This window comes from Pedobacter nototheniae (assembly GCF_004335085.1).
Taxonomy (GTDB): domain Bacteria; phylum Bacteroidota; class Bacteroidia; order Sphingobacteriales; family Sphingobacteriaceae; genus Pedobacter; species Pedobacter nototheniae.
Window position 1 is genome coordinate 112,224 of the sequence record NZ_RQRS01000009.1, and the last position, 20,624, is coordinate 132,847.

16 protein-coding genes are annotated in these 20,624 nt (G+C 37.0%); 4 read left to right on the forward strand and 12 right to left on the reverse strand.

What is annotated here, in order from left to right:
• Nucleotides 1–49: 49 nt before the first annotated feature.
• Together EHC72_RS09910 and EHC72_RS09915 are read left to right on the forward strand one after the other, a co-directional pair.
• On the forward strand, nucleotides 50–1,060 hold the full coding sequence (locus tag EHC72_RS09910; RefSeq protein ID WP_131537529.1) for a pectinesterase family protein: 1,011 nt from the start codon (nucleotides 50–52) through the stop codon (nucleotides 1,058–1,060).
• A gap of 16 nt (nucleotides 1,061–1,076) precedes the next feature.
• A complete protein-coding gene (locus EHC72_RS09915; protein ID WP_131537530.1) occupies nucleotides 1,077–1,844 on the forward strand; it encodes a rhamnogalacturonan acetylesterase in 768 nt (255 codons plus the stop codon).
• A 71-nt stretch (nucleotides 1,845–1,915) separates the two neighbouring features.
• Here EHC72_RS09915 and EHC72_RS09920 read toward each other — a convergent pair whose 3' ends face one another.
• From EHC72_RS09920 to EHC72_RS09970, 11 genes are all read right to left on the reverse strand, one after another.
• Nucleotides 1,916–3,541: an NADP-dependent glyceraldehyde-3-phosphate dehydrogenase gene (locus EHC72_RS09920; protein ID WP_131537531.1), complete on the reverse strand. Its 1,626-nt coding sequence runs from the start codon at nucleotides 3,539–3,541 to the stop codon at nucleotides 1,916–1,918.
• A 97-nt stretch (nucleotides 3,542–3,638) separates the two neighbouring features.
• Nucleotides 3,639–5,009: an MFS transporter gene (locus EHC72_RS09925; RefSeq protein ID WP_131537532.1), complete on the reverse strand. Its 1,371-nt coding sequence runs from the start codon at nucleotides 5,007–5,009 to the stop codon at nucleotides 3,639–3,641.
• 26 nt (nucleotides 5,010–5,035) lie between these two features.
• Nucleotides 5,036–5,698 (reverse strand): bifunctional 4-hydroxy-2-oxoglutarate aldolase/2-dehydro-3-deoxy-phosphogluconate aldolase, encoded by a 663-nt coding sequence (locus tag EHC72_RS09930; RefSeq protein WP_170311724.1) that lies wholly within the window; start codon nucleotides 5,696–5,698, stop codon nucleotides 5,036–5,038.
• Nucleotides 5,688–6,746 carry a sugar kinase gene (locus EHC72_RS09935; RefSeq protein ID WP_131537533.1) on the reverse strand — a complete coding sequence of 353 codons (1,059 nt, stop codon included), beginning with the start codon at nucleotides 6,744–6,746 and terminating at the stop codon, nucleotides 5,688–5,690. The genes EHC72_RS09930 and EHC72_RS09935 overlap by 11 nt, the downstream gene beginning before the upstream one ends.
• 113 nt (nucleotides 6,747–6,859) lie before the next feature.
• On the reverse strand, nucleotides 6,860–8,260 hold the full coding sequence (gene uxaC / locus EHC72_RS09940) for a glucuronate isomerase (protein WP_131537534.1): 1,401 nt from the start codon (nucleotides 8,258–8,260) through the stop codon (nucleotides 6,860–6,862).
• A gap of 101 nt (nucleotides 8,261–8,361) precedes the next feature.
• Nucleotides 8,362–10,008: a UxaA family hydrolase gene (locus EHC72_RS09945; RefSeq protein WP_131537535.1), complete on the reverse strand. Its 1,647-nt coding sequence runs from the start codon at nucleotides 10,006–10,008 to the stop codon at nucleotides 8,362–8,364.
• Complete coding sequence (locus tag EHC72_RS09950; RefSeq protein WP_131537536.1) at nucleotides 10,009–11,520, reverse strand: tagaturonate reductase; 1,512 nt, start codon at nucleotides 11,518–11,520, stop codon at nucleotides 10,009–10,011.
• Nucleotides 11,521–11,571: 51 nt separating this feature from the next.
• Nucleotides 11,572–12,606 (reverse strand): pectate lyase, encoded by a 1,035-nt coding sequence (pelA, locus tag EHC72_RS09955; RefSeq protein ID WP_131537537.1) that lies wholly within the window; start codon nucleotides 12,604–12,606, stop codon nucleotides 11,572–11,574.
• A 5-nt stretch (nucleotides 12,607–12,611) separates the two neighbouring features.
• Nucleotides 12,612–14,534 carry a glycoside hydrolase family 88 protein gene (locus EHC72_RS09960; RefSeq protein WP_131537538.1) on the reverse strand — a complete coding sequence of 641 codons (1,923 nt, stop codon included), beginning with the start codon at nucleotides 14,532–14,534 and terminating at the stop codon, nucleotides 12,612–12,614.
• 4 nt (nucleotides 14,535–14,538) lie between these two features.
• Nucleotides 14,539–16,209, reverse strand: coding sequence for a glycoside hydrolase family 28 protein (locus EHC72_RS09965; RefSeq protein ID WP_131537539.1), 1,671 nt, complete (start codon nucleotides 16,207–16,209; stop codon nucleotides 14,539–14,541).
• Between the two features lie 161 nt (nucleotides 16,210–16,370).
• Nucleotides 16,371–17,327, reverse strand: coding sequence for a pectinesterase family protein (locus tag EHC72_RS09970; RefSeq protein ID WP_131537540.1), 957 nt, complete (start codon nucleotides 17,325–17,327; stop codon nucleotides 16,371–16,373).
• Nucleotides 17,328–17,586: 259 nt separating this feature from the next.
• On the opposite strand from EHC72_RS09970, the gene EHC72_RS09975 reads away from it, so the two are divergent.
• Together EHC72_RS09975 and EHC72_RS09980 are read left to right on the forward strand one after the other, a co-directional pair.
• Complete coding sequence (locus tag EHC72_RS09975) at nucleotides 17,587–19,260, forward strand: glycoside hydrolase family 43 protein (protein WP_131537541.1); 1,674 nt, start codon at nucleotides 17,587–17,589, stop codon at nucleotides 19,258–19,260.
• A 5-nt stretch (nucleotides 19,261–19,265) separates the two neighbouring features.
• Nucleotides 19,266–20,057 (forward strand): rhamnogalacturonan acetylesterase, encoded by a 792-nt coding sequence (locus tag EHC72_RS09980; RefSeq protein WP_131537542.1) that lies wholly within the window; start codon nucleotides 19,266–19,268, stop codon nucleotides 20,055–20,057.
• A gap of 38 nt (nucleotides 20,058–20,095) precedes the next feature.
• Here the strand turns inward: EHC72_RS09980 and EHC72_RS09985 are convergent, their stop codons facing one another.
• On the reverse strand, nucleotides 20,096–20,530 hold the full coding sequence (locus EHC72_RS09985; RefSeq protein ID WP_131537543.1) for a carboxymuconolactone decarboxylase family protein: 435 nt from the start codon (nucleotides 20,528–20,530) through the stop codon (nucleotides 20,096–20,098).
• Nucleotides 20,531–20,624: the final 94 nt, after the last annotated feature.

Sequence of the window (20,624 nt, forward strand, 5' to 3'; positions counted from 1 at the left end):
GCGTTAATGTTAAATTCTGTAACTATTTTGGTTAAATATTTCTTTATCAATGAAAACTAAAGCCCTGCAAACTATTCTGTTTTTATTCATCATTGCTTTTAATGTAGCCGCTCAAAAAGTTGCTTACCCCACTCAAATTACAGTTGCACAAAATGGAAGCGGAGATTATAAAACCATACAGGAAGCCATAAATTCTATTCGTGATTTAGGGGAAAAACAGATTAAAATCTATATTAAAAACGGCATCTACAATGAAAAGCTGATTGTTCCTTCGTGGAAAACCAATATTTATTTAATTGGTGAAAGCACAGAAAAAACCGTTATTACCTATAACGATTATTCTGGCAAAGGAAACGCGATGGAAAGGGATGTTTATGGCCAAAATAAAATAACAACTTACACATCTTACACTTTCCTTATTGCTGCTAACGATATTACATTAGAGAACTTAACCATTGCAAATACATCAGGAAAGGTTGGGCAAGCCGTTGCATTGCATGTTGAAGGCGATCGTTTTAAAGCTAAAAACTGCAAAATATTAGGCAATCAAGACACCTTATTTGCGGCTACAGAAAACAGCCGACAGTATTATCAGGATTGTTTTATAGAAGGCACAACCGATTTTATTTTCGGTAAAGCTACAGCCGTTTTTCAAAATTGCATTATTAAAAGCCTTGCCGATTCTTACATTACAGCCGCAGCAACTTCGCCACGCCAATTGTTCGGTTTTGTATTTTTCAATTGTAAATTAATAGCAGATTCATCCGTAAAAAAAGTGTTTCTAGGTCGCCCGTGGCGCCCCTACGCTAAAACGGTTTTTGCACAATGTACTTTAGAAAATCATATTGTTGCTGAAGGATGGAACCCCTGGAAAGGTGATAACATGTTTCCTGACAAAGAGAAAACTGCTTTTTATGCAGAATATAAAAACATAGGTGCAGGTGCAACACCCACATCAAGGGTAAACTGGTCGAAGCAATTAACGAGCAAAGAATTTAAAACTTACACATTAATAAACATTTTAGGCGGTTCAGATGGCTGGAATCCTCTTAAAAATTAAACTCAAAACCTTAAATATGAATATTAAACTTTTTCAGGCTTTAGTAGCCGTGGCGCTAATAACCTTAGCATCTTTTACTTTGCTGCAAAAGAAAACAACTTTATACATTATTGGCGATTCTACTGCGGCAAATAAAAAGCCCGAAGCCTTCCCTGAAACTGGTTGGGGTATGGAATTACAAGCTTTTTTTAATAATGAAGTAACGGTAGATAATCGTGCATTAAACGGTAGAAGTACAAAATCTTTTAAAACAGATGTAAACGAAAAAACAGGTAAAACAACCGATCACTGGAAACCTATTGCAGATCAATTATCGCCTGGCGATTACGTGTTTATTGAGTTTGGCCATAACGATGAGAAAACCGATAAACCCGCGGTTGGCACTTCGCTGGCAGAGTTTAAAGCTAATCTTATTTATTATGTGAATGAAAGCCGAAGTAAAAAGGCAATACCTGTTTTGCTAACTCCAATTGCAAGAAGAAGCTTTAAAAAAGGCGAACTTACGGATACACATGGTGAATATCCTACTGTAACTAAAAAGGTTGCTGACTCGTTAAAAGTGCCCTTAATTGATGTGCTTACCATGACTGAAGGCTTGTTGAAACAGTTAGGTGATAAGCCGTCAATCAAATTATTTAACTACGTTGATTCAGGAAATGTTAATTATCCAACTGGGAAAAAAGACAATACTCATTTAAGTCCTGAAGGGGCAAAAACTATAGCTGGCTTGGTTGTAAAGGGAATTAAGGATATTAAATTAGATATAGCGAAAAAACTTAAATAAAGCATTGAAACAAAAAAAGGTTACCCTGAATTATTTCGAGGTAACCTTTTTTATTGAAGCAGATTTACAATTTAAAAAATGTATTTCGTGCTTAAGAAATTGGAATCGTTATCGCTTACAATTTCATTTAGTAATTTTTTATTATTATCGGTAAGCTTAGTTGCCACCAAAGATCGGATAGAGAACGAACGTAAAGCATCAACTACCGAAAGTGTACCTTCAGCACTGTCTTTACGCCCGGTAAAAGGAAACACATCAGGACCACGCTGGCACTGGCAATTAATATTCACTCTACTAACCTGGTTAACCAAAGGATCAATAAGCGACGAAATTACTGCCGCATTATTACTAAAAATACTCACTTGCTGTCCGTGTGGCGAGCCAATTAAATATTCTATAGGTTCTTCTAAATCATCAAAAGGCACAACAGGAATAACTGGTCCAAACTGCTCTTCTCGATACAATTTCATGTTACTGTTAACCGGGTACATAATTGCAGGATAAACAAAAGATTCTAGCGTTTGACCACCGTTTTTATTTACCACTTTTGCGCCATGTGCAACAGCATCATCAATACATTCTTTTAAATATTCTGGTTTATTTAATTCCGGAAGCGGTGTAAGTGCTACTCCTTTTTCCCAAGGCATTCCGAATTTTAACTTCTCCACTTCTGCAGATAAACGCTTTAAAAATTCCTGAGCCAAACTGCGGTGCACATAAACAATTTTTATTGCTGTACAGCGCTGTCCGTTAAAGGAAAGCGAACCCAAAACGGTTTCAGAAACGGCAAGATCTAAATCAGCATCTTTTGTAATAATGGCTGCATTTTTAGCATCCAAGCCTAATATAGCACGTAAACGGTTTACCTTAGGGTGAAGTTTTTTAAGCTCATTGGCTACTTTACTTGAACCAATAAGCGTTAGTACATTTATTTTTCCCGATTTCATTAAGCCTGGCACAATGGTATTGCCGCGGCCATAAATTGTATTAACCACCCCTTTAGGAAAACTTGAACGGAAAGCTTCAAGCAAAGGATAATGCAATAAAGTACCGTGTTTAGGTGGTTTAAACAAAAGCGTATTGCCCATTATCAAAGCAGGAATAAGCGTAGTAAACGTTTCATTTAAAGGATAATTAAATGGCCCCATACACAATACTACTCCAAGCGGAGAACGACGAACCTGAGCAATAATGCCTTGCTCAATTTCAAAGCGAGAAGATTGTCTGTCGATATCTTTTAAAGCATCAATTGTTGCATAAATATATTCTACAGTACGATCAAATTCCTTAACGGAATCAGAGAAAGATTTACCAATCTCCCACATAATTAACTTTACAACAATATCCTTTTGCTCAAGCATTTTATGTGTAAAGTTTTCTACGCATGTAATTCGATCGGCAACACTCATGGTTGGCCATTGGCCCCTGCCATTATCGTAAGCTGCTACGGCTGCATCCAATGCTTCGGTTGATTCCTTTTCGGTACACACCGGAAAACTGCCAATACGTTTTCGCTTCAAACCTTCAGGAGTTTTTACGCAAACGGGTGAATAAACCTCGTTAAAGGGCCCGCTCCAGGTTTTCATTTCTCCATTGGAGAGAAACTCTTTCTGATTAATTTCTTCTGAAAGCCTAAATTCATCCGGAATCTGACTTTCTTCGACAAAGAGATTGTCGAGATTTAATGATGTACTCAATTTGGTTGTTATTAGTTTAATGGTTCGGTTAATCTATGGTTTTAGTATAGATTGATATTAAGAAATAGGGCATTGCATTAACAATGCCCTATCTATTTTAAAGTTCGATAATTTTCATTTTTGGCACTAATGTTTTCATTACTACCCAGGCAATAATATATGCCACGGCACAAAACGCAAACATAATGGTATAACCTGTTTGAATATGCCCTAATGTTTTATAGTGATCAAATAAAGCACCACCAACTTTTGATACAATTACGCCGCCAATACCGCCAGCCATACCGCCGATACCGATAATAGAGCCAACAGCTTTTTTAGGAAACATATCTGAAACGGTTGTAAAAATATTTGCCGACCATGCCTGATGCGCAGAAGCGCCAATCCCGATTAAAATTACTGGAACCCAGTAGGTGTAATGACCAAGTGGTTGTGCCAGTAAAATTACCAACGGAAAGAGCGCAATTACAAACATAGCTTTCATGCGACCTTCGTAAACATTATAGCCCTTTTTAAGAAAATATGCAGGGAACCAGCCACCGCCAATACTTCCAATCATCGTCATACTGTACAACACAAATAGTGGCAATGAAATTGACGTACCTTCCATGCCATATTGTGCCTTTAAATAAGAAGGCAACCAGAAAAGGAAGAACCACCAAACGCCATCTGTCATAAATTTACCAAATGTAAAAGCCCAGGTTTGTTTGTATCCCAATAGCTTAAACCATGAAACCTTTTTAGCTTCGGTTTCAGATTCTGTTGGTACAATAACTTTTTGATCGGTATCACATAAAATATATTCAAGCTCTGCTTTGTGTAAACGTTTTTGTTCCTCAGGTTTATCGTAAAATATAAACCAGAAAATTAACCATAAAAAGCCCGCTGCACCAATAATTAGAAAGGCGGTTTCCCATCCATAGGCTTCGGCAATGTAAGGAACGGTTGCTGGTGCTAAAATTGCCCCAACGTTTGCCCCTGAGTTAAAAATACCTGTAGCTAATGATCGTTCTTTTTTAGGGAAATATTCTGCCGTAGCTTTAATGGCTGCTGGAAAGTTTCCTGATTCTCCAAACCCTAAAACGGCTCTGGAAACAATAAAACCCAATACAGAAATTGAAATTCCTGTTACCCCAACTAAAGCCAAAAGCGAAGAAATGGCACCTCCAACAGGAATTGCTTTTGCGTGCAAAATTGCACCTAATGACCATACAATAATGGCAACAGCATAACCCCATTTTGTACCTAATTTATCTATAATCCGGCCTGCAAAAAGCATGGATATGGCATAAACAAATTGAAATGCTGCGGTAATGTTTGCGTAATCGCTATTGGTCCAGTTAAATTCTGTTTCAAGCTTGCCCGAAAGCAAACTCAGTACCTGTCTGTCTAAATAATTTACGGTTGTGGCAAAAAACAAAAGGGCACAAATGGTCCATCTGTATTTACCAATCTTTTCCTGGTTCATTTGGTTAGTTTGGTGTTTAGGTTTTTTTATTTACTCTGCTGAATTAATTCCAGCGCAAGTTTTGTATTGTCGAATAATTCCTCGTAAAGGCCTTTGCTCATAACCTCTTTACTGATTAATTTACTGCCCATACCTACGGCACAAACACCAGATTTAAACCAGGTTTTTAAATTATCAGCATCAATTTCTACTCCTCCGGTTGGCATAAATAATTGTCCGGCAAATAAATCTTTAATGGATGATACGAATTCTGGGCCTAAAATATTTGCAGGGAAAATTTTAATTAGCATTGCCTTGTGTTCCTGTGCAACGCTAATTTCAGTAGGCGTCATACAACCAGGAATCCATAGCATATTTAATTTATTTGCAATTTCTGCAACAGCTGGGTTTACAATTGGTGCTACAATAAAATCCGTTCCGGCATCAATAAAGGCATGTGCATCGGCCGGGGTTTTTATGGTTCCAATCCCCAAATAAAGATCAGGCATTTCTGCATCTCTAATTTCCTTTAACTTTTTAAAGTTTGGCAATGCGGATTTACCTCGGTTGGTATATTCAAAAACACGAACGCCTGCTTTATATAAAGTGCGCAATATTTCTACACTTCCTTCTTCACTATCCTGGTAAAAAAGAGGAAGCATGCCTTGTTCTAAAATGGCATCTAAAATTTTATGCTTGTTACTTATCATCACGTATAATTCTTTTTTCTATATCGGTTACGGTGCTTGTTGTGGCATCGCTTGGTATATACAATTTATCGTAGGCTGCTGCAGTTGCAAAATCAATTACCTGTTGTACGGGTAGCTGGTTATAGAAACCATAAATTAACCCCGCCATATAACAATCTCCACTACCTACCTTATCCAAAATTTCATCTGAAATATATTCTGCTGAAAGTGTTAATTGGTTATCAGTATAAATTGCTGTTGAGTATCTTATTCCCTTACCATGATCGAAACGGAAGGTATTTGCGACCGCCTTACATGCCGGAAACAAACTTATAATTTCTTTTGAGGTATTGGTTGCCTGTTGCAGTAACGTTTCCTTTGCATAAGCACCATCGGTTGTTAAATCGGTATGCAAATCAATCCCCAACATTTTATTGGCGGCCCAAACATTACCCATAATCAGCGTGCAATACTTTGCCAGCTCGGGTAAAATATCAATCGGTTCTTTACCGTATTTCCAAAGCTTGGCTCTGTAATTTAAATCTAAAGAAATGGTTATTCCTTTTGCGTTTGCAGCTTTTACAGCTTCTAAACAAACATCGGCTACAGATTGACTAATTGCCGGACAGATAGCACTGAAATGAAACCAGCTTACACCTTCAAAAACTTCATCCCAATTAATTTGGTTCACTTGTAAATCTGCATATGAAGAATTTGCACGATCATAAATTACACCTGCATTTTTAAGGTCTTTCCCCTTGGGCAAATAATATAAACCAAGCCTGTTACCTGCAAAAATCATTTTAGAAACATCAACGTTTTTAGTCGCTAAATCATCTACAATTTCATGTGCAATTGAATGATCTGGCACAGCCGATAAGTAAGCAGAAGGTACATTCCAAAGGGCAAGTGCGGTGGCTACATTAAGCTCGGCACCGCCAACATAAAAGGGTAATTTATTTTCTTTAAGCCATTGTCCATCCATATCCGGACAGATGCGTAAAAGTAATTCTCCAAAGCTTAAAACTTTTTCTCTTTTTTTTGACAGGGATGATATTTGGTCAGTCATTTTTATCTTTAATCGGCGTATTTCGACCCTTTCTCATAGTTAGGTTGAAAATTAAAGGAAAACGATTGAAATGATTTCTTTCGAATCATTTTCCTTCAAAAAGCACGTTTTTATTAAAATTTGAAGTAATTTTTTGCGTTAAAATACGAAATATCCTGCACAATTTTGCCAATCCACTCCATGTCGTTAGGCAATTCTCCATTCTCTACATCCTCTCCAAAAAGGTTACAAACGATCCTTCTAAAATATTCGTGGCGAGGAAAAGAAAGGAAACTACGTGAATCTGTAAGCATACCAACCAGGCGACTTAAAAGCCCCATGTTTGATAGTGCATTTAACTGTTTTATCATTCCATCTTTTTGATCAAGGAACCACCAGGCAGAGCCAAACTGAACTTTGCCTGCAACAGATCCATCATTAAAATTACCAATCATGGTGGCAATTAATTCGTTATCGGCAGGGTTTAGGTTGTAGATAATGGTTTTAGCCAATTTATCTTGAGTATCTAATCGATTTAAAAATTTAGATAACATTCTGGCCTGACTAAAATCGCCGATTGAATCCCAACCTGTATCTGGCCCCAACTTACTTAGCATACGTGTATTATTGTTGCGCAACGCACCTAAATGATATTGTTGTACCCAACCTTTTTCATGATCCCATTCTGCAAAGTAAACCAGCATTGCTGATTTGAATTTCAGGTTTTCCTGATAAGAAATATCTTGTTTGCTACGGATTTTATCAAAGATGGCCGAGATTTCTGCTTCGGTATAATCTTCAGCATAAATTTGCTCCAAACCATGATCGGAAACCGAACAACCGTTAGCTGCAAAGTAATCGTGGCGGCTTTTTAATGCATCAATATAATCTTGAAAATTACTGATGCTTTTACCAACAACACTTTCAAGTTTATCAATATATTCGTTTAAACCTGCAACATCATCGCTATTCATTGCTTTATCTGGGCGGAAAGCTGGAAGCATTTTCAAATTTGCACCTTCTCTTGCCAGTTGCTGATGAAAGTTTAAGCTATCAAGTGGATCATCTGTAGTACAAACCGCTTCTACATTCATTTTTGCCAATAAGCCGCGTACTGAATATTCTGGGGTTTGCAATTTAGCAGAGCAATCATCATATATTTTTTGTGCAGTTTTACCAGAAAGTAATTCGTTTACACCAAAATATCGTTGCAACTCCAAATGTGTCCAATGGTACAAAGGATTACGTAAAGTATAAGGAACGGTTTCTGCCCACTTTTCAAATTTCTCATAATCAGAACCTGCGCCAGTAATGTATTTTTCATCAACACCGTTGGCACGCATGGCCCTCCATTTATAGTGGTCGCCATAAAGCCATACCTGACTAATGTTGGCAAATTGCACATTATTGGCAATTTGTTCTGGAATTAAGTGATTGTGATAGTCGATAATTGGTAATGACTTTGCAAAGTTATGGTAAAGCGTTTGCGCTGTTTTACTTTGCAAAAGAAAGTTTTCGTCTAAAAAAGGTTTCATTTGAAGTGGATGTTATGTAGAGTGCACACACAAATTTAATGCTTGCGTGTGCCTTAAATATCAATTTGGTTATTTAACAATAGGATTTAGAGCGAATTAAACTAGAGGCTTACTCCGCGCTTCCAAGGTATAAAATCATCTTGATTTAACAAAACGGCTTTTGGAATTACCTCTCCACTTGCTGCTTTGATACAATATTCTAATATATCTTCTCCCATTTGCTCAATAGTTTTTTCACCTTCGATAACCGGACCTGTATTGATATCAATAATATCGCTCATTCGTTTAGCCAGCGCATTATTTGTGGCTACTTTAATGGTTGGGCAAACCGGGTTTCCTGTTGGAGTACCCAAGCCGGTTGTAAACAAAATTAAGGTAGCACCAGATGCGGCCTTACCTGTTGTAGCTTCAACATCATTACCTGGTGTGCAAACTAAATTTAATCCTGGTTTTGTAGCGGCTTCGGTATAATCAAGTACATCTTCAACAGGTGATGTACCACCTTTTTTTGCCGCTCCGGTACTTTTTATCGCATCGGTTATTAAGCCATCTTTAATATTTCCTGGCGAAGGATTCATGTGAAAACCTGAGCCTGCATTTTCTGCTGCCTGACTGTAAGCTTTCATTAACTGAATAAATTTACGTGCGGCAGTTTCATCTTTTGTACGATCAATTAATTGTTGTTCTGCCCCGCAAAGTTCAGGAAATTCGGCTAACAAAACTGTACCGCCCAAGGCTACCAAAAGATCTGAAGTGTAGCCCACAGCAGGGTTGGCACTAATGCCGCTAAAACCATCGCTGCCACCACACTTCACACCTAAAACCAGTTTACTTAATGGAGCTGGCTGACGTTCTATTTTATTAATTTCGGTTAGCCCGATAAAAGTTTTTCTAATGGCTTCTTTAACCAGTTGTTCTTCGCTTTGCGATTGCTGTTGTTCAAAAATGAATAAAGGTTTATCGAAATTTGGATTGCGTTGTTTTAAATCTTCCATTAAATCATGAACCTGCAAATTTTGACAGCCCAAGCTTAGCACCGTTACGCCTGCAACATTTGGATGATCTGCATAGGCGACCAAAAGTTTACTTAAAACTGCAGCATCCTGCCGGGTACCACCACAACCGCCTTGATGATTTAAAAACTTAATACCATCAACATTTTTAAAAATCCTGTTTGCTACTGGGTTGGCCTGAGAAATTGAAGCCGAATCAGCTTCTGTTAAACTTTCGCCGTTCTTCCAGGCATCAACTAAATGATGTGTATAAGATTTATATTTATCAGTTACTGCGTAGCCCAATTCGTTATGTAGGGCTTCTCGAATTACATCGAGATTACGGTTTTCGCAAAACACAGTTGGAATAAACAACCAATAATTCGCAGTACCCACACGGCCATCAGAACGGATGTAGCCATTAAAAGTTCTATCCTTAAATTTAGAAACATCAGGCGCATGCCACTCGTAATGGTAAGGTCTAAATTCATACGGATCTGATGCATGCTTGGTATTTTCGGTGTTCATTAAGCCACCTTTTGGTATAAAGTTCTGTGCCTTTCCAACCAAAACACCGTACATCATAATTGGATCGCCGGGATGCATATCCTGCATAAAAAATTTATGCTTTGCATGAATGTCATCCTGCAAAATATATTCTTGTCCATCGTAAATAATGGTTTCTCCCTTTGCTAAATTTTGCAAGGCAACCAACACGTTGTCATTAGGATGGATTTTTAAAATTCTCGTAACCATTTAAACTGTCCTTTCTTCACGCAAGCCATTCATTACAGCTTTTGTACCTTCTTCTTTTAATAAATTTACGTTCTTTTTTACAGCATCTTTAAAGCCTGGATATCTTGTTAAATCAATAGACCATAGCCTTTCATCTGCTAATATATTTTCTACAACCGTAGCCGGACTTTTCCAGTAATTGCATAAAATCTCTGCATATTCATCCTGCACCTGAAAAGTCTTTCCATTTACTGTTGTTATATAATTATCTCCTTTTTTTACGCACTTATTAAACAAAATATAAGCCGCAAAACCCAAGGCAATATGTGCTGGAACTTCGGTATTTCGGCTGTATAATTTTCTAATTAGTGGAATGTTGCGCATTTGCATTTTAGAGGTAAAATTTAATGCAATTGCCTGCCATTGGTGCTCTAAAAATGGATTGCTAAAACGATCGTTCACATTAGCGGCAAAATCTAAAGTATCGTTATGGGTTATTTCTTCATTTATCAATGCTTCAGAAATTTCTTGTTGCATTAGGCCTTTAACATAAGCTGCAAAATCAGCATCAACCATAGCCTCTTTAACGGTATTAAAACCAGATAAAATTGCTAATCCGCAGCTTAAAGTATGGGTACCATTTAATAGGCGCAACTTAAGTTCTTTAAATTTATTGATTGACGGAACAATAAAAATGCCTTTATCTGCCTGTGAGAACGATAAAATTTCTTCTACCTTTTTGTTTGATGATTCAATTGCCCAAAGCCTAAAAGGTTCTGCCATAATCATTAAATCATCGTTATAACCTAAAACTGCTTCAATTTCCTTTTGTTCATCTTCAGGAAGTTTGCCCGGTACAATCCGATCAACCAAAGTATTGCAAAAATAATTTGCTGTTTTTAACCATTGAAGAAAATCCCAGTTGAGTTTATTTTGAATGGCAAGTTCTAAAAGAATTTCTTTTAGTTTACTGGCATTATCACTAATTAATTCTGCTGGGATAATCACCATTCCGCTTTCTTCGGAACCATTAAAAGCAGTAAAACGTTGATGCAAAAAAGCCAATAGTTTACCTGGGTAAGACTTTGGTGGGTTATCGGTTATTTTATCTTCGCTCATCACAATTCCCACCTCTGTTGTATTAGAAATTACAACTTTCATTTCTGGGGAGTGTGCGGCTTTTAAAATTTCTGTCCAATCCTGTGCAGCAGAAAGCACACGGCTAATAGATGAATTTATCGTGTTTTCTTCTACACATACACCACCTTCAACACCTTTTACACAAAGCGTATATAAATTATCCTGTTTTGAAAACTCATCAGCTCCACCATTTGCTGTAGATTTTACCACCAGAATACGTCCGTTAAAAATGCCTTTTCTGTTGGCTTTATCAATAAAATAATCGGGTAGGCCGCGCAACAAAACACCTGTACCAAACTGAATTACTTTTTCGGGCAATTCAAAAATTTTGGCATCGGGTTTAACTACGCTTGCTGAATTTATATTGATTAAATTTTCTTTATTGAGTATCATTTGTTATTCATTTTCATTGTTGCAAACGGGCCGCAACAACGAGGTTATTTTTTATTTTGTTCCGTTTGTATTTAACCACTTCGGGTAATCTTTTTCGATTAATTTCCTCGCCCAGTTGCCATACCAGGCATAGCCTTTTCTGCGCTCGTAACTCAGTTCCATAACATCTGTTTTTATAGAATTATCACGATCTCCAAATATGGGTGTGTTTAAGTCTAAACTGTAAAAACGTGCCCATATAATTGAAGATGCATCGGCTACCAATAACCGATCAACACCGTTTGCTTTGGTACTATCTTTAATATCATCAAAGCGGTATCCAACAATTTTATTTGCATCAAACCATTTCACGGCAGCATCAATTGCTGTTTTAATTTCTGTTGAAGGATTTTTAATTCTCATCAAAAAACGAACTACGCCAACCGATTCGCTGGTACTTAAGGATGCCGGCTCAAAATTTCTGGCCTTTGCAGGTAGCATAGAATCTTTATCGTACTGCGCCGCCCAAATGCTTAAATTTCCTTTTTGTTTAACTTGAGTTTTTAAAATGCAACTCAGTCCTTTGACTACTGCTTTTTCTGCTTTTGGTATGTAAGCTGGATTTACCACTTCAAAATCATTGCTTTTTGTTGAAATGTCTTCCAAAATATTGAGCACATTAATCATTGCATCATCATTGTAGGTAATTTCCGAACGATATAGGGCCTTATCTGGATAATACTGAGGCCAACCACCATTTGCATATTGTGCTTCAAGAATGTAATCAATACCTTTTTCAGCTGCTTTTAAATAAGCTTTATTATGAGTTTTTTTATAGGCTTTAACCAAATAAACAACCTCTCTACTGGTGGCTTTATTATCAAAAGTAGCATGCAAATCTTTAGTTGATTTTATTAAATCCCTTAACTCGGGTGTAAGTGGGTTTTCATATTTAACCACGCTTTTATCTTGTAGTTGTTTGGGCCAACCGCCATTACCCAACTGATAAATAAGCATTTTATCTGCAATAGAATCTGTTGGCAATTGTGCATAACAAGAAGCCAGCAGGCAGGAGAGCGCCAGTGATAATCTTATTTTTATCTTCATAACTTTTATTTTTGAGTTGGCACTTGCTTAATTAGCCAATTTACCAGATCGTTGGTTGCTTTAAAGTTTTCAAAATCCTTGGGTAGTTTACGTCCATCAATATATTCGTTGTAAAACCATGGATCGCCAACGGCAAACACCGTTCCTTTGCCATATTTTGCTGTAGCTACAATTACGTCTCCATTATCCGTTAATGCAGAAATTGCAGGGCTTTTTACTTTAATTGTTGAAATTTCTTTGATATAAACCTGCTTAGCCGTTTTAAAAATGCTGTTGTTTTGAGGGATTTTTATTGCGCCTTGTTCAAAATTGTTGCCTTGCACTTTATTGCGACTATCTTCATTAAAGTGAATGCCAAATATTTCTGGAAGCACATTAAACTTTGTGATTTCGCAATTGCCCACATCATTTAAAAGCATCACTAAAACACCGCCATCTTTAACCCATTCGGCAATTTGTTTGGTATGCTCTGCATTCATATAATTTGGTGTAGCCGTTTCCTTTTCGGTATCAGGATCAACAAGAATATAAATGTTGGTACTTTTTAAGTTTTTTGATGTTGGCGCATCTGCAAGTGTTGCTATTTTTACTCCAGCCTGGTTAAAAACATTTCCGAATAGTGAAAAGCCGTTATTATCATCTTCATCCCATAAATAGTGGAATGGGATTTTCGTTCCTGCAGGTCCATCTTTAAATTCATTATTAAAGTAATTATCTACCGTTACCGTTAGTCCTTTTCCGGGTTTTGGCAATGCAGCAGTTTCCATTTCGGCAGCAGCCAAAATAAATGCGCCAACACCTTTTGGATCATTTGTAATTACTTTTTCACTGATGTAATATTCAAAACTACCATCGCGATATGGGTTTTTGCCACCCAAGCCAGAAACCGCAACCGTTCCATTTAAATTAATCCGCTCGTTACCAGCGGTGGAAACAAATTCTTTTTGTAAACCTTTATACCCCTTTTCTGCTGCGGAGAAATAAGATTTAGGTAAATTTCCTTGCCGGGTGGCTTTTGCTAAACCATATACAAACATGCTCGATGCTGAAGATTCAAGATAATTCCCTTTTCTGTTGGGCATATCCATAACATCGTACCAAACACCTGTTTTAGCATCCTGGTATTTAACAATTGTATTCGCTGTACGTTTCAAAATGGCAAGTAATTCTGGTCTTTTTGGGTGGTTTGTTGGAAAATTATCAAGCACATCAACCAAAGCCATAATATACCAGCCCATTGCCCGCCCCCAAAAGTTTGGCGAAGTTCCCGTGGTTTTATTCGCCCATTTTTCTTCCTTTGATTCGTCCCAGCCATGATAAAGTAAACCTGTTTTTTTATCAAGCGCATTTTGCTCCATATAAATAAACTGGTTGGCGATATCCGTAAAAGCATCATCCTTTTTCATTAAAGCGGCGTATTCGGCATAAAAAGGTTCGCCCATGTATAAACCATCTAACCACATCTGATTTGGGTAAACTTTCTTATGCCAGAAACCGCCTTGCTTAGTTCTTGGCTGCTTTTCTAACTGATTATATAATTGTGTTGCAGCGGTTAAATATTTTTGTTGCCCAGTAACTTTGTATAAAAGCAATAAAGATCTTCCATTCTTAACATTATCGATATTGTAATCCTCTTGTTTGTAGTTTTTAATGTTCCCGGTCTTATCAACATAGGCATCCATCGAAGTTTGGATGTATTTAAAGTAATCGCCATTGCCAGTATTTCTCCAAACTACAGCAGCACCTTCAAGCACCACACCCATATCATAAGTCCATTTGGGGCCTTTTGGATTATTAGTGTAAATGCTGTCTCTAAACATCGTTTCCATTGCGGTTAACGTTAGTTGTTCAGAGAGTTTTTTCTGTGCAAATCCACTTTGTGATAGGCAGATAATAAATCCAAAAACAAGTAGAATATATCTTTTCATAACCTTATTTTTTAATTGATAAAGCCGATTTATTTACTTCATCGCTTAAAACGGAAACCTTTTTAGCTTTTGAAACATCAGTTGCTGAAACTTTAATCTCCTTCGATTTTTCGCCCGTTATATTGAATAATAATTCGCTTCCGTTTTTAAATTGTAAACCATCAATATTAATGTTGCTACTATTTTGCACATGTACAATTGGGTTCGTATCGGCTGTAATTACATTTACATTTTTAAGGAAAATCCCTGTTCCCTCAATAATTTCGATCCCTTTTTTAGATTGAATGGTTACATTTTCCAGATGAATATCCTTAATATTCATTTCTGGTAATCCTCTAAAAAATATGGCCTTATCAGCACCGTTAGCTACAACATTTTTGATGTAGAATTTTTTAAACTGTGGTGTCGCCTCCGTTACCGGAAGTAAAACCGTTTTAACTGCTTCACGTTTTTCGCCAGCCAAAGGAACCGGATCAACCGCAGCATAATACATATCAAATAAAATTGCTTCGCCCGGAATGTCGATCATATTAATATGATCAACAAAAATGTTTTCTACCACACCGCCACGGCCGCGTGTTGTTTTAAAGCGTAAACCAATATCAGTACCAATAAAAGAGCAATCATAAACCCAAATGTTTTTGGCACCGCCGCTCATTTCGCTACCGATTACAAAACCACCATGTGCGTGATAAACAATGTTATTTCTAATGATTACATTTTCTGTAGGAACGCCACGTTTTCTTCCTGCTTCATCACGACCGGATTTAATGCAAATTCCATCATCGCCAACATCAAAAGTACTACCTTCTATCAATACGTTTTTGCATGATTCCACATCTACACCATCACCATTTTGCGCATACCAAGGATTTTTAACCTGCAAGTTTCTCAAAGTTAAATCCTCACAAAGTAATGGATGTAAGTTCCAGGCTGGTGAGTTTTGAAAAGTAACACCTTCTAAAAGAATTTTTTTGCAATTGGTAAGAACCAATAAATTCGGGCGAAGAAAATCTTTAATATCATCATAATCAGCAGCTGTTTTTCCAGCTTCTACCGCACCAGCACCTTTTATTTTAGAACCTTTTATTACTTTTTGAGATGGGTACCAAGTTTTATTATCATCACTTACCACACCGCCAGATGCAATTAGTTTTTTCCATTGAGATTCGGTTAACTTATCTTTTTTAACCATTCTCCATGCACCACCATTTCCATCAATTATCCCCGTTCCGGTGATCGCTATATTTTCTAAATTATTACCTGAAATAGGGCTTTGATTACGCCAGGCAGGTGCGCCTTCCCAATTTCCTTCCACCAATTTATATTGGTTAAAATCATCGGTAAATTGCAAAATAGCATCGCGTTTTAAATGTAGATTTACATTGCTTTTTAATTCAATTGGACCAGTAAGCCACAAACCAGATGGAACTAAAACAACGCCACCACCTTTTCTACTCACGCTGGCAATGGTTTTATTAATGCTTTCAGTATTCATGAAAACGCCATCGCCTTTAGCACCAAAGCTGATGATATTGGTGGTATCTTTTTTAATGCTTACTTGCTTTATAATTGGTAGAGCTGGCTTTTGTGCGGATACCTGAACCGCTGAAAATAAAATTAAGCAAGCCAAAGCGGTTTGGATACGGCATAAATTACGTGGAAAAAAGTTCATTGTTTTGCGCTGTTAAATTTATACTTGGTTATTCTTAAAACAAGTGTACGGTGTTTGATGGTAAATCAGAAGAGAAATCTATGCAATCGTTGCCGAGAAATAGGGCAAAAAAGCACCTCTTTTGAGGTGCTTCTAATCTATAAATCAATTAATTAAACCTTTTATTTCAGTTCTGGAATCCACCCTCGGAAAACGTTTTCTAAAGTATAGAGCTTATATTCTTCCTTGGTTAATTGGTGTGACCAGCTTACTCTTTTATCAATTTTACTTCCTTTACCAGTGCTTTTATATTCTGCATAAAAGGCTGTTTTTTCGTTACTTTCTTTACTCCAATTGTGCCAGCCCTCGGGTTTTATAAGTTCAGGAAGCTCGCAATTTAAATAGGCAACTTTAGCATAAGGTCTCCACGGGCGACCAAGATAAAAGCTGTTTTCTGGTGCATTACCAATTACTTTACATTGATTAAAAACATAGCCATATTTTGTTGTATCAGCAGTAGATGCAGCTGTAATATATCCAGCTTTTTTGCAAAAAATGGTGCAGGTTTCAAACCATGCCGTAGATGCTCCAAAAATAAAATCGACAGTGCCTTCTATATAGCAATTTTTATAATATTGGCGGTTATTGCCTCCATAAGTATAAAGGGTATCCTGAAAGCCTAAGAAACGGCAATTATTAAAAATCATTTTATCTCCACCAGCCCAAACAGCAACTGCCTGTCCAACGGGCCCAGAAGAGTTTTCAAAGGTGATATTCTCTGCTGTAAAATTCTCTCCATAAATATAAAAACTGGAAGAGCCTGAAGTTCCTTTTTCCTCTCCAAAAGCATTTTTCTTTTGCGCAAAATCATCGTAGGTTAAAATGGTTTCATCTCTACTTTCTCCAACAAATTTTACATTTTGCTTGGATGCAGCCAAAACAAGCTTCTCTTTATACGTACCTTTTTTAATGAATATAACCGTAATGGTTTTTCTAAAATCTGGTACAGCATGAATTGCTTCCTGTACCGTTTTAAAATTACCGCTACCATCAGCAGCCACAATAAAATCCGGTTTAACATCAATCGCATTTGCGTATAAGCATACCGAAGTAAATAGGAGAAATAAAAATGTTTTCATATAAATATTTTGGTTAGGCTAATATTAAAATCGGCTGCGTGATTTCTAACCCTTCAACGCAGCCGAATTTTAATAAAATATATGATGAACAATTTTAAAGAATTAAATTGTGCCGAACGAATAAAAACCCACAATAAAGATCGCAAACGATGTCGGGAACGATTGCATATTATCGGGTTGGATTAAACAAAAAAATCGCCTAATCTTGTTAATAACCAAGTATTCAATAGCCATTCTTCATTCAAAATCGCCCTTTCAGATGGATAACACCAATTTCGTTGCTTTTAAAAACTGTTTAAAATTCTGTTTGCCTCTTGCATCACTGTTTTTTTACAATGCTGCTTTTGCGCAACAACCAGGTAAAGCTAATGATGTTTCTAAAGTTTGGGTAGCCGACTTGGGTAATGGAACTTATAAAAATCCAGTAATTAATGCTGATTATTCTGATCCAGATGCCATTCGCGTTGGCGATGATTTTTATATGATAGCTTCTAGTTTCGATGCCATTCCTGGTTTACCCATTCTGCATTCGAAGGATTTAGTTAACTGGAAAATTATTGGTCATGCTTTAAAAAGGCAATCACCTTTTGAACATTTTGAAAAAACACAACACGGAAACGGTGTGTGGGCGCCAGCAATACGGTATAGAAATGGTGAATTTTATATTTATTATCCTGATCCTGACTTCGGAATTTATTTAACGAAAGCCAAAACAATAACAGGTGAATGGAGTGCGCCAGAATTGGTTGTCGAGGGGAAAGGCTTAATAGATCCATGTCCACTTTGGGATGAAGATGGAAAAACTTATTTGGCTTACGCTTATGCGGGTAGCAGAGCAGGCATAAAAAGTATAATCGCCGTAATGCCCTTAAATGCCGAAGGAACCAAGGCCACAGGTGTAGGAACAATTGTGTATGATGGGCATGAGCTTGATCCAACCATCGAAGGACCAAAATTTTATAAACGTAACGGATATTACTACATTTTTGCTCCAGCTGGAGGTGTTTCTACAGGCTGGCAACTAATATTAAGAAGTAAAAATATTTATGGCCCATATGAGCGTAAGGTTGCTATGGACCAGGGAAAATCTAATGTAAATGGCCCACATCAAGGTGCGTGGGTAAATACTCAAACTGGAGAAGACTGGTTTCTCCATTTTCAGGATAAAGATGCTTATGGTAGAGTAGTACATTTACAACCAATGAAATGGATTAATAACTGGCCAGTAATCGGTGCAGATAAAAACAATTCAGGCATTGGCGAACCAGTTTTAACCTATAAAAAACCTAACGTAGGCAAAGTTTATCCTATACAAACCCCTGCAGAAAGTGATGAATTTAACAGCCAATCTTTGGGTTTGCAATGGCAATGGCAGGCTAATCCGAAAGCAGTTTGGGTTTTTACAGATGCTGCCAAAGGTGTATTAAAACTCTATACTTCTAAAATTCCTGATGATGCTAAAAATCTTTGGGATGTACCAAATTTGTTGATGCAAAAGTTCCCTGCAGAAGGGTTTATGGCGACAACTAAACTTACTTTTAGACCAAATCCTAAATTGGAAAATGAAAAGACCGGGTTGGTGGTTATGGGTAGAAGTTATGCAAACATTGCTATTAAGCATAAAAAAGATGGTTTTTATTTGGTTTATGGTACCTGCCAAAATGCAGATAAAGGTAAAACCGAGAATGAAACTGAAATTACTAAACTTAAATCGGGTACGGTTTATTTTCGCGTAAAAGTAACCACCGGTGCGCAATGCCAGTTTAGCTATAGCGAGAACGGAGTAAATTTTGATAATGCTGGAATTGCATTTCAAGCTACTGCCGGACAGTGGATTGGTGCTAAAATGGGGTTATTTGCGGTTAGAGATAACCAAACTAATGATTCGGGAATCGCAGAATATGATTGGTTCAGAGTAGAAAATATTAAATAATTAACATGAAAAAGAAAGATCAATATTTAATCCTTTTAAGCATCAGTATACTATTAATGTCTTTTATACTGAAACCAAAACCTGTTAAAGTTTATTTAATTGGCGATTCAACTGTTGCTGATTATAGTTTGGAAAAAGATTATATGCAGAAAAAATACCCAATTACAGGCTGGGGACAGGTTTTTCAGCAGTTTTTACGTGGTGATAGCTTAAAAAATTTAAGCAGCATAATAAAAAGTGATAGTGCTTTGGTGGTAGATAAAGCTAAAGGCGGAAGAAGCACAAGAACTTTTTTTGAGGAGGGAAGATGGAAAGAAATTTTAGAAACTTTAACTAAAAACGATTTGGTGCTGATCCAGTTTGGACATAACGATGCCGCTAAAAACAAACCTGAACGTTATGTTGATATTCCCGGATATAAAGACTTTTTAAGAATGTATGTAAATCAAAGTCGCGAAAAAGGTGCTTTACCCATTCTAATTACACCAGTAACTAGAAATTACCCTTGGAAGGATAATAAATTGGGTAGTGCGCATGGCGATTATCCGCAAGCGGTAAAAGATGTTGCTCAAGAATTAAACGTTCCACTGATTGATTTAACAACAATTTCTGCAGATTTTTTTACTCAAAAAGGTAAGGCTTTTGTAAGCGAAAAATATTTTATGCATTTAGATTCTGGCAAGTATGAGGCTTATCCGAAAGGACAAAAAGACGATACGCATTTTCAACCTGAAGGTGCCACTGAAGTTGCCCGATTGGTTTACACTGAACTGAAAAAAATTAACAAGAAAAAATAAGTTCGTCCGGTTTAGTTTACGGGCGAACTCTTTTAAAATTACCCAACCACTACTTTGGAAGTAATGGCGATTCTGTTCCATGCATTAATGGTCACAATCGCCATTATAATTTGTGCTATTTCCTCTTCATTAAAGAAATTTGCTACCCTTTGGTAAGTGGCATCAGAAACGTGATTGCTAATCAGCGTTACCTCTTCAGTTAAAGCCAAAACGGCCTGCTCTTGTTCGGTAAACAAAGTGGTTTCTCTCCATGCGCTTAAAAGATAAATGCGTTGCTCAGTTTCGCCATATTTACGGGCATCAGTGGTGTGCATATTAATGCAAAATGCGCAACCATTAATTTGCGATGCACGCATTTTTATTAACTCCTTAAGGATTGGGCTAAGGCTACTTGTACCTAAGTACTTTTCAAGCGCATACATTGCCTGGTAAGCCGCAGGCTGTACTTTTTGGATATCTATTCTACTTTCCATTGTATTTGTTTTTATTTAATGTAAAGGTCGATATACTGCCTATTAAAAAACTTAATGTAGTTTAAGAAATGAATACTATCCAAATAGTAATGAC